Origin of the sequence: Pantoea wallisii, assembly GCF_002095485.1 — a bacterium.
GTDB lineage: Bacteria > Pseudomonadota > Gammaproteobacteria > Enterobacterales > Enterobacteriaceae > Pantoea > Pantoea wallisii.
The window spans coordinates 139,291-152,025 of the sequence record NZ_MLFS01000002.1; the positions used below are offsets into that span (position 1 = coordinate 139,291).

Annotated in this window: 12 protein-coding genes and 2 pseudogenes; 7 read left to right on the top strand and 7 right to left on the bottom strand. The window is 56.9% G+C overall.

Going from position 1 to position 12,735, the window contains the following annotated elements; all coding sequences use genetic code 11:
• Positions 1-76: 76 nt before the first annotated feature.
• Positions 77-928 carry an aldo/keto reductase gene (locus HA48_RS01305; RefSeq protein WP_425270651.1) on the top strand — a complete coding sequence of 284 codons (852 nt, stop codon included), beginning with the start codon at positions 77-79 and terminating at the stop codon, positions 926-928.
• Positions 929-950: 22 nt separating this feature from the next.
• Here the strand turns inward: HA48_RS01305 and HA48_RS01310 are convergent, their stop codons facing one another.
• A complete protein-coding gene (locus HA48_RS01310) occupies positions 951-1,826 on the bottom strand; it encodes a D-hexose-6-phosphate mutarotase (RefSeq protein WP_128599428.1) in 876 nt (291 codons plus the stop codon).
• A 74-nt stretch (positions 1,827-1,900) separates the two neighbouring features.
• Positions 1,901-2,899, bottom strand: a complete 999-nt coding sequence (gapA, locus tag HA48_RS01315) for a glyceraldehyde-3-phosphate dehydrogenase (RefSeq protein ID WP_128599429.1) — start codon at positions 2,897-2,899, stop codon at positions 1,901-1,903.
• A gap of 338 nt (positions 2,900-3,237) precedes the next feature.
• Here gapA and msrB point away from each other — a divergent pair, with 338 nt between their 5' ends.
• On the top strand, positions 3,238-3,648 hold the full coding sequence (msrB, locus tag HA48_RS01320) for a peptide-methionine (R)-S-oxide reductase MsrB (protein ID WP_128599430.1): 411 nt from the start codon (positions 3,238-3,240) through the stop codon (positions 3,646-3,648).
• A 2-nt stretch (positions 3,649-3,650) separates the two neighbouring features.
• Positions 3,651-3,932, top strand: coding sequence for a YeaC family protein (locus HA48_RS01325; RefSeq protein ID WP_128599431.1), 282 nt, complete (start codon positions 3,651-3,653; stop codon positions 3,930-3,932).
• Between the two features lie 34 nt (positions 3,933-3,966).
• On the opposite strand, the gene pncA is transcribed toward HA48_RS01325, so the two are convergent.
• From pncA to sppA, 3 genes and pseudogenes are all read right to left on the bottom strand, one after another.
• Entirely contained in the window at positions 3,967-4,575 is a 609-nt protein-coding gene (pncA, locus tag HA48_RS01330) for a bifunctional nicotinamidase/pyrazinamidase (protein WP_128599432.1), read from the bottom strand.
• A gap of 16 nt (positions 4,576-4,591) precedes the next feature.
• Positions 4,592-5,604: pseudogene (gene ansA / locus HA48_RS01335) on the bottom strand (asparaginase).
• Between the two features lie 85 nt (positions 5,605-5,689).
• Positions 5,690-7,548: pseudogene (sppA, locus tag HA48_RS01340) on the bottom strand (signal peptide peptidase SppA).
• 172 nt (positions 7,549-7,720) lie between these two features.
• Between sppA and HA48_RS01345 the strand changes: the two are divergent.
• The 4 genes from HA48_RS01345 (at position 7,721) to HA48_RS01360 (ending at position 11,706) form a co-directional block, all read left to right on the top strand.
• A complete protein-coding gene (locus HA48_RS01345; RefSeq protein ID WP_128599433.1) occupies positions 7,721-8,272 on the top strand; it encodes an NAD(P)H nitroreductase in 552 nt (183 codons plus the stop codon).
• 153 nt (positions 8,273-8,425) lie between these two features.
• Positions 8,426-9,469: a selenide, water dikinase SelD gene (selD, locus tag HA48_RS01350; protein ID WP_128599434.1), complete on the top strand. Its 1,044-nt coding sequence runs from the start codon at positions 8,426-8,428 to the stop codon at positions 9,467-9,469.
• 21 nt (positions 9,470-9,490) lie between these two features.
• The gene (locus HA48_RS01355; RefSeq protein ID WP_128599435.1) at positions 9,491-11,407 is read left to right on the top strand and encodes a DNA topoisomerase III; all 1,917 of its coding nucleotides are present in this window, start codon (positions 9,491-9,493) and stop codon (positions 11,405-11,407) included.
• A 2-nt stretch (positions 11,408-11,409) separates the two neighbouring features.
• Complete coding sequence (locus HA48_RS01360) at positions 11,410-11,706, top strand: YnjH family protein (protein ID WP_128599436.1); 297 nt, start codon at positions 11,410-11,412, stop codon at positions 11,704-11,706.
• A 33-nt stretch (positions 11,707-11,739) separates the two neighbouring features.
• On the opposite strand, the gene xthA is transcribed toward HA48_RS01360, so the two are convergent.
• Both xthA and HA48_RS22240 read right to left on the bottom strand, forming a co-directional pair.
• A complete protein-coding gene (gene xthA, locus HA48_RS01365) occupies positions 11,740-12,546 on the bottom strand; it encodes an exodeoxyribonuclease III (RefSeq protein ID WP_128599437.1) in 807 nt (268 codons plus the stop codon).
• Positions 12,527-12,735: hypothetical protein (locus HA48_RS22240; RefSeq protein ID WP_208613092.1), on the bottom strand; the 209-nt coding region annotated here is incomplete at its 5' end. The genes HA48_RS22240 and xthA, both read right to left, overlap by 20 nt.

Here is a 12,735-nt window from a genome sequence, read left to right on the forward strand (position 1 = left end):
ATATCAAGCGCCTCTTTCTGAGGCGTTTTTTTTACATTGCACCACGGTCGCGCCCCGTTGTGGCGCAACAGGAGACGTGATGAAAACCATCCAGTTTCGCGGCGAGCCTGCGCTACCCGCCATCGGTCAGGGCACCTGGTATATGGGTGAAACCCCGGCGCTGCGTAATGATGAAGTGCGGGCGCTGCAGGCCGGACTCGACGCCGGATTAAGATTAATCGATACCGCAGAAATGTATGCTGAGGGCGGTGCGGAAGAGGTAGTTGGCGAAGCGCTGCGCGGACGGCGTGACCAGGCTTTTCTGGTCTCAAAAGTCTATCCGTGGAACGCTGGCGAAGTGGATGCTGCTGAGGCCTGCGAGCGCAGTCTGCGTCGGCTCCGCACCGACTATCTGGATCTCTATCTGCTGCACTGGCGGGGTAACGTGCCGCTGGAGGAGACCCTTCGCGCCATGGAAAGTCTGCAGCAGCAAGGTAAGATTCGCCACTGGGGTGTCTCCAATTTTGATAGCGAAGATATGCAGGAGCTGTGGGGCGAGCGCGGCGGTGTTAACTGTCTGACTAATCAAGTGCTCTACCACCTGGCCTCTCGCGGAATTGAATACGATCTGCTGCACGCCTGTCAGCAACACGATACGCCGATCATGGCCTACTGCCCGCTGGCGCAGGCGGGGCGCTTACGTCAGGCGCTGTTTGACGACCCACATCTTCAGCAGGTTGCACAACAGAGGGGCATCAGCATCGCACAGCTGCTGTTAAGCTGGGTTATCCGTCAGCCGGGAGTCATGGCGATTCCGAAGGCCAGCAGCGTGGCGCATGTGCAGGAGAATGCCGCCGCCCTGACGTTGACGCTGGAGGCTGAAGAACTGGCGCTGCTCGATCGGGCTTTTCCGCCGCCGCCGCATAAGCTGGCGTTAGACGTGGTATAACGGCGCCTGCGCGCCGTTTCACTTACTTATTGCGGATGCGCAACGTCGCGCCAATACGCGCCGGATTCTCGCCCGCACTCTTCATCGGTTTATTAATGCGCGCTGTCTCCACACACACCATGCTCCTGTAGCCCTCGTTGGGCATATCCGCCATGCTGCAGGAGAGTTCAGGGCCCGGATTCCACGTGACAACGTCACTCTGATAGTGGTGGTAAACCTCTATCTGGCGCTTACCCGCTTTATCGTGAATGACGCTGCAATCTTCTGCAGCCGTGTGAATACGATCGACCCGACCCGGATAGGTCTGTTTACCGTCTGTCGCAGTGCCCTGCGCGTTGTTATCCACTTTATCGATATAGCTGTTACCTAAGCCACTGACCTCCACCTGAGCGATATCGGCCACCTGGAAGTAGCTGTGCAGTGCCGCAGTGGCTTCGTAATCGCCCCAGGCTTCCAGCTCAATCTCACAATGCTCAGCAATACGGAAACGCGCCAGCAGCGTAAAATCATGCGGCCACAGTTTTTTGGTTTGTGCATTGCTCTCCAGCGTGAAAGTCAGCATCACGGCGTCGTCGCTCTCATCATGGGCGGTTAATGTCCAGGTCTGATTGCGGGCAAAGCCGTGCGCCGGTTCGCCAGCCGGGCCAAACCACGGCCAGCAGATCGGCACACCGCCGCGAATCGCTTTACCGGTGACAAAAGGGGTTTTCTCGCTGAGCCAGATAACCGGCTTCTGACCGGCGGGCTGCCATGCCAGCAGATGTGCACCCTGCAGCGCAATCGCGGCGCGCACTTTAGGATGGCTGATCACCACAATCGGTAAATCACCCTGCTGGCGCTGTGACAGGTAAGGGGTGATTTGTTCAATCACCGGTAAGGTAAAAAGCGTATCTTGCATCGTCAGACCTTCTCTCATCCAATCGAAAAAAAAGGGGCGACCGAAGTCACCCCTTGTCTGTTTTGCTGGTTAGCTTACTTAGCAGCAACCAGTGCAATCAGATCCAGAACCTTGTTTGAGTAACCTGTTTCGTTATCGTACCAGGAAACCAGTTTCACAAAGTTGTCATTCAGCGCGATACCGGCTTTAGCATCGAATACAGAGGTCAGGGTTTCGCCGTTGAAATCGGTAGAAACCACGTCGTCTTCGATGTAGCCCAGTACGTCTTTCATGTCGCCTTCTGCAGACGCTTTAATCGCTTCGCAGATCTCTTTGTAAGTGGCTGGTTTTTCCAGACGCACGGTCAGGTCAACAACAGAGACGTTTGGCGTTGGTACGCGGAATGCCATACCGGTCAGTTTGCCGTTCAGCTCTGGCAGAACTTTACCTACCGCTTTCGCTGCGCCGGTAGAAGATGGGATGATGTTCTGCGCTGCGCCACGGCCGCCGCGCCAGTCTTTGTGAGACGGGCCATCAACGGTTTTCTGGGTTGCAGTGGTAGCGTGAACGGTGGTCATCAGACCTTCAACGATACCGAATTTGTCGTTGATTACTTTAGCCAGCGGCGCCAGGCAGTTGGTGGTGCAGGATGCGTTAGAGACGATATCCTGGCCGGCATATTTGTCGAAGTTAGCACCACGTACGAACATTGGGGTGTCATCTTTCGATGGGCCAGTCAGCACGACTTTCTTCGCGCCGGCGGTGATGTGTTTACGTGCAGTTTCGTCGGTCAGGAAGATACCGGTTGCTTCAGCAACAACGTCAACACCCACTTCATCCCATTTCAGGTTAGCCGGGTCTTTCTCAGCGGTAACACGGATTTTCTTACCGTTAACAACCAGCGCGCCATCTTTTACTTCTACGGTACCGTCGAAACGACCGTGCGTAGAGTCATACTTCAGCATGTAAGCCATGTAATCGGCGTCGAGCAGGTCGTTAATCGCGACGATTTCAATGTCAGAACGCTGCTGCGCAGCACGGAAAACGATGCGACCGATACGGCCAAAACCGTTGATACCTACTTTGATAGTCATATATTCCACCAGCTATTTGTTAGTGAATAAAAGGTTGGCTGTAAAATTACAAAAACCTTACCAGGCGTCAAGCGGAATCGTGTCAATTGTTGCGACAGGTCAATTCCAGCGCCAGGAATAATTCGTTGCGCAATCGCTTACGCAGCACCCTTATTGCGGGTCTATCTTACGCTGAATGCAGAGCAAAAAGGGAAGAGTATTACAAAGAGTGATCGCCATCACAAAATCGTGCTGTGTTTGTCCGGGCAAATCGGTTCGCACGAAAAAAGACCCGGAAGATGTTGTTCGTTTGTTAGAATACTAGACGATTTTTACAGAATGACACTCCGGAACTCAAAATGGCCAAAGACAACGCACCCGAAGCAAATATCGCCCAGCTGTCGGAAATGCAGCGCTACGTGACTCAGCAACGCGGCACGGAACCGCCTTTCTCTGGTGCTTTACTGCACAACAAGCAAGAGGGGATCTACCACTGTCTGGTTTGCAACGCTCCGCTGTTTCTCTCGGAAACCAAGTATGACTCCGGCTGTGGCTGGCCAAGCTTCTATCAGCCGGTCAACGACGATGCCATCCATTATCTGGAAGATGATTCCCACGGTATGCACCGTATTGAGATCCGCTGCGGCAGCTGTGATGCGCACCTGGGGCATGTATTCCCGGACGGACCGCAGCCTACTGGCGAACGCTACTGCGTTAACTCAGCCTCGCTGAGCTTCGCCGATGAGCAGGGCAATCAGCAGAAGGGGTAAGCATGAAGCAGGAACTGGAAGCGATGCTGGCGGCGATGACGCCGGAAGTATACGAGCGCCTGGCGACGGCAGTTGAGACCGGAAAATGGCCGGATGGCGTTGCGCTGACGCAAGATCAGCGTGACAACTGCCTGCAGCTGGTGATGCTATGGCAGGCGCGCCATAACGATGCGCCGCAGCACATGACCATCGGGAAAGATGGCGAGATGGTGATGAAGTCGAAAAAGCAGCTCAAGGAAGAGTGGGGCATCGAGCCGGACGTCACGCGCATCAATCTGCACTAAACGTAGCAGGCTGGTAATCACCAGCCCTGATTTTTCAGATTATTACCGCGCCCTGCGCCTGCATCTGGGCAATGGCGATGTCGCTATCATCAGGGTTCAGGTTAACGCCGCGGCAGCCCTCTTTCACCACCTCAACGTTGTAACCCAGCTCCAGCGCGTCAAGCACGCTGTATTTGACGCAGTAATCGGTAGCAATACCCAGCATTACCAGGTCCGTGATCCCGCGCTCGCGCAGCCAGCTATCAAGCTCAGTCTTGCGGCGGTGGCCGTTATCAAAGAAGGCGCTGTAGCTATCCACATCGACATCGCCTCCTTTGTGGAATACCGCGTCAATCAGGCTGCGATCCAGATCCGGATGAAAATCCGCGCCGGCGGAGTTTTCGATGCCGTGATCCGGCCACCAGATCTGTGCCAGACCGTTCAGCTCACCCAGCGTGTAGACCGGCTCACCGGAGACCGAAGCGAAACTGCCGTGATTAGCCGGATGCCAGTCCTGCAGAGCGACCACGCACTCACCGCGTTCACGAAACTCACGCGCATAGCGATTCGCAACGGCAACCGTCTGGTCGCCTTCACGCACGGCCATCGGGCCGCCGGGGCAAAAATCGTTCTGAATATCGATGATTATCAATGCCCGCTTCATTACTTCTTGCTCCGTATCAGTCTTCGGTCAGTTCGCCACGTAAATTCTGCTGCATTTTGGCACGAATTTCTGCGCTGGTGAGGTTTTGGCTTAACAAAAAATGCAGTTTGGTTAAGGTTGCTTCGACGGTGAGGTCAAACCCGCTGATCACACCCGCGTGCTCCAGCGCATTGCCGGTCGCATAGCCGCCCATATTAACCTTGCCAGACATACACTGCGTCAGATTCACCACCACAATGCCGCGCTCGCTGGCCTGCTGCAGCTCTGCCAGAAACTCAGCATTTTGTGGCGCATTGCCCACGCCGTATGAGCGCAGGATCAGCGCTTTCACGGGCTGACGCAGGAAGTTGCGCACCACATCGGCGGAGATGCCCGGATAGATAGTTACGACGCCAATCGGCTGTGGCGTGATCGGGTGCACCTTCAGCGCGCCGCTGCCATAAGGCGCGGGTGGCGTATTCAACCGGCGAATGTGGATGCCCGCTTCCAGCAGCGGCGACAGGTTCGGTGAGGCGAACGCATTAAAGCCGTCAGCGTGGGCTTTGGTGGTGCGGTTACCGCGGAATAGCGTGTTATTAAAGAACAGCGCGACTTCATTAATCGGATAGTTAGCCGCCACATACAGCGAGTTAAGCAGATTCTGCTGGCCGTCTGAGCGCAACTCCGCCAGAGGAATCTGTGAGCCGGTGACGATAACCGCTTCGCCAGATTTTCCAGCATGAACGACAGCGCAGAGGCCGTAAAGGCCATGGTATCGGTGCCGTGCAGAATGACAAAGCCATCATAGCGGTCGTAGTTCTGCTGGATATCGTCCGCGATGGATTGCCAGTCCTGCGGCGTCATATCGGAGGAGTCGATCAGCGGATTATATTCATGAATGGTGAAGTCCGGCATCTCCGGCCGGTGGAATTCGGGCATGTTCGCCAGCTGCTGCTGAAGGTGGCCAGATACCGGAATGTAGCCCTGCGCAGAGCGTTGCATACCGATCGTACCGCCCGTGTAGGCTACATAGATATTTTTCTTTTGCATGAATGTACTCAGACTTGCCGTAAAACGCGCAGTATAAGGGGATTACCGGGGAAAAGCAGCCCGACCAGCGGCCGGGCTGTAAAGATTAACGTACGTTGCCGCAGTTAAGACAGAAGGCGTAACGGTTCTGCGGATCGTTCAGATTATCCAGCAGGCCGGGCTGGGCTTTCATCGCGCTCATCACGTCCAGCATCGGCGCGGGCAGCCACACTTTCAGCGCGGCAGGCAGCACTGCCTGTACCGAAGCGTTCATCTGATTCAGCAGCAGATCAAGCATACCCGGATCGTCCTGATACCAGCTCAGTTCAGGTTTCGCGACTTTTGCCAGCTCAGCCGCTTTCGCGACGGCATCGTCAAAATCACCCAGCGCATCAACCAGCCCGTTAGCTTTGGCATCGCTGCCGGTCCAGACGTGGCCCTGCGCGATGGCATTGATCTGCTCCGGTGTCTTGTGGCGCGATGCCGCCACCAGGCCGACAAAGTTGCGATAGCCATTCTCAATGGTGAGCTGCATCAGCTGCTGCACTTCAGCCGGCAGCGCTTTGGTCGTTGCCACATCGGCCAGCGGTGAGGTCGCCACGCCATCCGTGTGTACGCCAATGCTGCTCAGGCTATTTTCCACGGTGTTAATCACGCCAAAGATGCCGATGGAGCCGGTAAGGGTGGAGGGCGCCGCCACGATGTAGTCCGCCGGCGTGGAGATCCAGTAACCTCCGGATGCTGCCATGCCGCCCATCGATACCACGACTGGCTTACCGGCATCGTGTGCTGCCGCCAGCTCTTCACGGATCGCTTCTGATGCCGTCACGCTGCCGCCAGGGCTATTAACGCGCAGTACAATGGCTTTGATTTTTGGATCAAGACGCGCATCGCGGATCTGCGCTGCGGTCGTATCACCACCCACGTTACCGGCGCTCTCTTCACCGTCCATGATTGCGCCGCTGGCAAGGATAACGGCGATGTTACCGTCCTGGCCTGCGGGGGCTGCTTCACGTTGTAGTCGTAAATGCTGACACTACGGTAATCGTTATTGGCCTTATCCCAGCCAAAAGTCTTGACCAGCTCCTGATCGGCGGCGGCACGCGTATCCAGCACATCAACCAGCTTGTTATTCAGGGCATATTTAGCGGTATCACCCGCTACGGCCTGCAGTCCGGCAATCACGCCGGCTGCACCAGGGAACAGTTGCTCAGGCGTAATCTGACGGTTAGCTGATACCGTGTTGAGATAGTTTTGCCACAGCTGACCCACCCAGCGGCTATCGGCATCGCGCGCTTCCGGCGACATATCATCACGCAGGAAGGGCTCCACTGCCGATTTATAGGTACCTACGCGGAACACATGTGAGCTGACTTTCAGCTTCTCCAGCAGCGTTTTGTAGTAAAGGCCATTGGTAGCAAAGCCGTGCAGATCTACGGTGCCCTGCGGCGAGAGATAGACTTTGGTGGCGTAGCTGGCGAGGTAATATTGGGCCTGGCTGTAGCTATCGCCAATGGCGAAGATCGGTTTCCCCGTATCGCGGAACTCCCGCAGCGCCTTGCCGACATATTGCAGCGAAGGCTGATCGCCCCCGGCAAAGTCACGTAAATCCAGCACGATGCCGGTGATATTTTTGTCCGTTTTCGCCTGGCGCAGGGCGTCTACCACATCAAACAGTGAATTCTCCTGCAGGCGATCGCTGCTGGCGCCCAGCAGCTGGCGACTGATGCGGCTCAGACGATTACTGACCGAAGGTTTATCCACCAGCACGCCGCTCAGATCGACCTTCAGCGCTCCTTGCTGCACCGGTTCGCTACTGTTGCTGCCGGAGACCTGCAGCCAGATGCCGATGCCCGCCAGAATCAAAACAATAAGAAAAACATTCAGAATAAATTCCCGAATAAAATTCAGCACCCGCCAGCTCCAGCGGAACAGGCCGGCAATAATTCGCCACAATGTGCGCATAAACTCTCCATATTCACGTAGCCAGGGCAGTCGCCATGCGGTCTGCCCCGATGTCGGCTCCATCCTAAAGAGCAGCGTGCGAAAAGTCAGCAGGAAATCGCGCCAGACTGTTACAAAAGATCGCGCTGTGCCAGGATTAGCCCACGCTTTTATTATTCACGGGAGAGTCGTAATGGATGCACTGGATCTACTGGTAAACCGCCGTTCCGCATCGCGTCTGACAGAGCCAGCGCCGGCGGGAGATGTGCTGCAAAACATCCTGCATGCGGGCATGCGCGCGCCGGATCACGGCACGCTGCAGCCGTGGCGTTTTGTGATTGTTGAAAATGAGGGGCGCGATCGTTTTGGCGCGCTGCTGGAGCAGGCGGCGCGTGACGGTAATCTTGATGAAAAGGCGATTGCTAAAGCCGCTGCGGCACCGTTTCGTGCTCCGATGATCATCACGGTAGTGGCGCACTGTGCTGAGTCAGAGAAGGTGCCACGCTGGGAGCAGCTCTTATCGGCGGGCTGTGCGGTAATGGCTATGCAGATGGCTGCCGTGGCACAGGGCTTTAACGGTATCTGGCGCAGCGGTCCGTGGACCGATAATTCGCGCGTACGTGAGGCGTTCGGCTGCCGCGAGCAGGATGCGATTGTCGGTTTTCTCTATCTGGGCACGCCGCAGTTAAAGGCCAGCACCACAGTTGTCGCGCCGGATACGGCGCAGTTTGTCAGTTATTTCTGACAGACTGAGGCGGGCTTCTGCGGCTAGGTGGCAGGTGTTGCACAGATTGCACAGTGGCTGTGCGAAAGATCGGGCTTCGCTCGCGCAGCACTTACCACCGGCTGGCAGCCAGGCTAACATAGCGCACACTGTTCAGCGCATAAGGAACCCGCCATGAGTGAACCACTTCGTTTGACGCAATACAGCCACGGGGCTGGCTGTGGCTGTAAAATCTCGCCGCAGGTGCTCGAAACCATCCTGCGCAGTGAATTAACCGCTTTTCACGATCCTCAACTGCTGGTGGGCAATGAGACGCGTGATGATGCTGCCGTTTACGATCTCGGCAACGGCACTGCGGTCGTGAGCACCACCGATTTCTTTATGCCGATCGTGGATGATCCCTTTACCTTTGGCCGCATCGCCGCCACCAATGCCATCAGCGATATCTATGCCATGGGCGGCAAGCCGATCATGGCGATCGCCATTCTTGGCTGGCCGGTAAATGTCCTGAGCCCGGAGGTAGCGCAGCAGGTGGTCGAAGGGGGCCGCGCGGCCTGTCAGGCCGCCGGGATTGCGCTGGCGGGGGGCCACTCCATTGATGCGCCGGAGCCGATCTTTGGTCTTGCCGTGACCGGCATCGTTGCGGTTGACCGGGTGAAAAAGAACAGCGCCGCACAGGCGGGCAGCCAGCTGTTTCTTACCAAGCCGCTTGGCATCGGTATCCTTACCACAGCAGAAAAGAGAGGGCTGCTGCGGCCAGAGCATCAATCGTTGGCCGCAGAGGTGATGTGCCAGCTCAACAATGCCGGTGCGGAATTTGCCCGGTTGCCGGGCGTAAGTGCAATGACTGATGTCACCGGCTTTGGTCTGCTGGGGCACCTGGGCGAGATTTGCGAGGGCTCCGGCTTGCGGGCTGAGATTGTCGCTGCACAGGTGCCGCGTCTGCCGGGCGTGGATGACTACATTGCTGCGGGCGCCGTGCCGGGCGGCACGCAGCGCAATTTTGCCAGCTACGGCATGAAGGTCTCTGAACTGGATGACGCCACATGTGCGCTACTGTGCGATCCGCAAACTTCCGGCGGGCTGCTGGTGGCCGTGCTACCCGATGAGGCCGATAAGTTTCTTCACTGCGCGGCCCAGGCTGGCGTGCAGGTGACAGCGATCGGCGAGCTGCTGGCGGCAGATAGCGCACACCCTTTAATTACTGTAGTGACCTGACGTTGAGGAACGACGCCATCCATGCGTTTGTTTATTGCTGAAAAACCCAGCCTGGCGCGCGCGATCGCTGATGTGCTGCCTAAACCGCACCGGCGCGGCGATGGCTATATTGCCTGTGGTAATGACCAGGTAGTGACCTGGTGTGTCGGGCATCTGCTTGAGCAGGCGCAGCCGGACAGCTACGACAGCCGTTACGCGCGCTGGAATCTGGCCGATCTACCGATTATTCCGGAGAAGTGGCGTCTGCAACCGCGCCCCTCCGTCGCCAAACAGCTCAAAGTGATTGAAGGCCTGCTGCTGCAGGCCAGCGAAGTGGTCCATGCCGGTGACCCGGATCGCGAAGGCCAGCTGCTGGTTGATGAGGTACTGGATTATCTGCAGTTACCACCCGAGAAGCGGCAGAGGGTGCAGCGCTGCCTGATTAACGATCTTAACCCGTCGGCGGTGGAGCGAGCGGTAGGGCGTTTACGCGAAAATCGCGAATTTATCCCGCTGTGCGTCTCTGCGCTGGCGCGCGCTCGTGCCGACTGGCTGTACGGCATCAATATGACGCGCGCGTGGACGCTGCTGGGTCGCAACGCCGGCTACGATGGCGTGCTCTCTGTAGGACGGGTACAAACGCCGGTGCTGGGGCTGGTCGTACGGCGCGATGAGGAGATCGAGAACTTCATTCCTAAAGACTACTTTGAAGTGAAGGCGCACATCGTCACGCCAAAGGATGAGCGTTTTATTGCCAGCTGGATTCCCAGCGATGCCTGTGAGCCGTGGCAGGATGAAGAGGGACGTCTGCTGCACCGTCCGCTGGCGGAGCATGTGCTGGAGCGCATCAACGGTAAACCGGCACGGGTTACCGGGTATAACGATAAACGGGAATCGGAGATTGCGCCGCTGCCGTTTTCGCTCTCCAGTCTGCAAATTGAGGCCGCAAAACGGTTTGGCCTGAGCGCGCAGAACGTGCTGGACTGCTGCCAGCGGCTGTATGAGACCCATAAGCTTATCACCTATCCGCGCTCCGACAGCCGTTACCTGCCAGAGGAGCATTACGCTGGCCGGCAGGCGGTGTTGAACGCTATTCGGGCGCATCAGCCGAATTTGTCTCCCCCGGCGGAATTCAATCCGGATCAGAAAAACCGCTGCTGGGACGATAAGAAAGTGGATGCGCACCATGCGATTATCCCGACGGCGCGCGCCAGCAACGTTAACCTGAGCGACAATGAAGCCAATATTTACGGCCTGATTGCCCGGCAGTATCTGATGCAGTTCTGCCCGGATGCGGTGTTCCGCAAATGCGTGATCGATCTGGATATCGGTGGCGGTAAATTTATAGCGAAGGCGCGTTTTCTTGCCGAAGCGGGCTGGCGTGCGCTGCTGGGCAGTAAAGAGCGCGACGAAGAGAATGACGGTACGCCGCTGCCGGTGGTAAGCAAGGGCGATGAGCTGCTGTGCGAGCGCGGCGAAGTGCTGGCAAAGCAGACGCAGCCGCCGCGGCCCTTTACCGATGCTACGCTGCTCTCCGCCATGACCGGTATCGCACGCTTCGTGCAGGATAAAGAATTAAAGAAAGTGCTGCGCGCGACCGATGGTTTAGGTACGGAAGCGACGCGTGCCGGCATTATTGAATTGCTGTTCCGCCGTTCATTCCTGGTGAAAAAGGGTCGCTATATTCACTCTACCGATGCGGGCAGGGCGCTGATCCATGCGCTGCCAGAGATGGCAGCGCGGCCTGATATGACGGCGCAATGGGAATCCACTCTGACCCGCATCAGTGAAAAAGCCTGCCGCTATGATGAGTTTATGCAGCCGCTGGTCAGCACCCTGATCGGCCTGATTGGCGAAGCTCGTCAGCGTCCCTCGCTGCAGGCATTTCGGGGTTTAGCCGCGACCGGGCCAAAACGCAGTAAAGCGAAAACTACCCGGCGCAAAACGAAGGAGACGTAATCATGCGTTATGCAGTGCTGTGGCTCAGTGGCGTGCTGTTATGCAGCGCGTCTGCGCTGGCTAATCGCCAGCCTGAGAGTGGGCATATGGGCACCAATACTGATGTCGTGGTCGATATGCCGTCAGAGGTGTGGACGCAGGGGCAAAACCGTCAGCGGGACTGTCTGCAATGCTGCATTTATGAAAACCGCAACTACTCAGAGGGCGCGGTGGTGAAGGCGGAGGGCGTGCTGCTGCAGTGCGCACGTGATGAGAAGGTGCTGGGCACCAATCCGTTAATCTGGAAGATTATCAAATAAACCTATGTGGCGCGCCTGCGCCACATATCTCTCTTACAACGCGAAGGTGGACCAGATCGGCGCGTGATCGGAGGGTTTTTCCATACCGCGAATGTCGTAATCTATCCCACTGTCGATGCAGCGTGATGCCAGCGGCTGGCTGGCGAGCAGCAGATCAATCCGCAGGCCGCGATTGTCATCGAAGCCTTTTGACCGGTAGTCGAACCACGAGAAGCGATCCGCAACGTCCGGGTTTTTCGCGCGCCACGTATCTACCAGGCCCCACTGCAGTAAGCGGTCCATCCACTCGCGCTCCTCGGGCAGGAACGAACATTTACCGGCGCGCAGCCAGCGTTTGCGACTCTCTTCGCCGATGCCGATATCCAGGTCAGTACTGCTGATGTTCATGTCACCCATGATCAGTACCGGCTTATCAGCGCTTAACTGCTGATCAAGGTAGCTTTGAAGATCGCGGTAAAACTTCTCTTTCGCCGGAAATTTGAGCGGGTGGTCACGGCTTTCGCCCTGCGGGAAGTAGCCATTAATCACGGTGATGTCACCAATCGGGCTGGCGATCTCTGCCATGATCAGGCGGCGCTGTGCATCTTCGTCATCGCCGGGAAAGCCGCGTCGTACCATAATCGGCTGCGCTTTGGTTAACAGGGCAACGCCATAGTGGCCCTTCTGGCCGTGATAGAACACGTTGTAACCGAGCTTACTAACGTCTTCGAGCGGGAACATATCGTCATGGACTTTGGTTTCCTGCAGGCCGATGACATCGGGCTGATGCTGCTCAATTAGCGCTTCCAGTTGATGGGGACGTGCGCGCAAGCCGTTGATGTTAAAAGAGACAAATTTCATTTCGCTGCCATTTATTTCCGCAAAAGGTTGCCGGGATGGTAGCGACTTTTACATGAAATGTCATCGGCTGAATCCGGCTGGCGGGATTAGAGCTGACTGGATGTGCGTCAGGTTTCTCGCTGCAGATACGGTACACGGCCTTAAGGGAGATTGAGGATGCCCGGAACGGTAAAAAACGGCTGACAACAG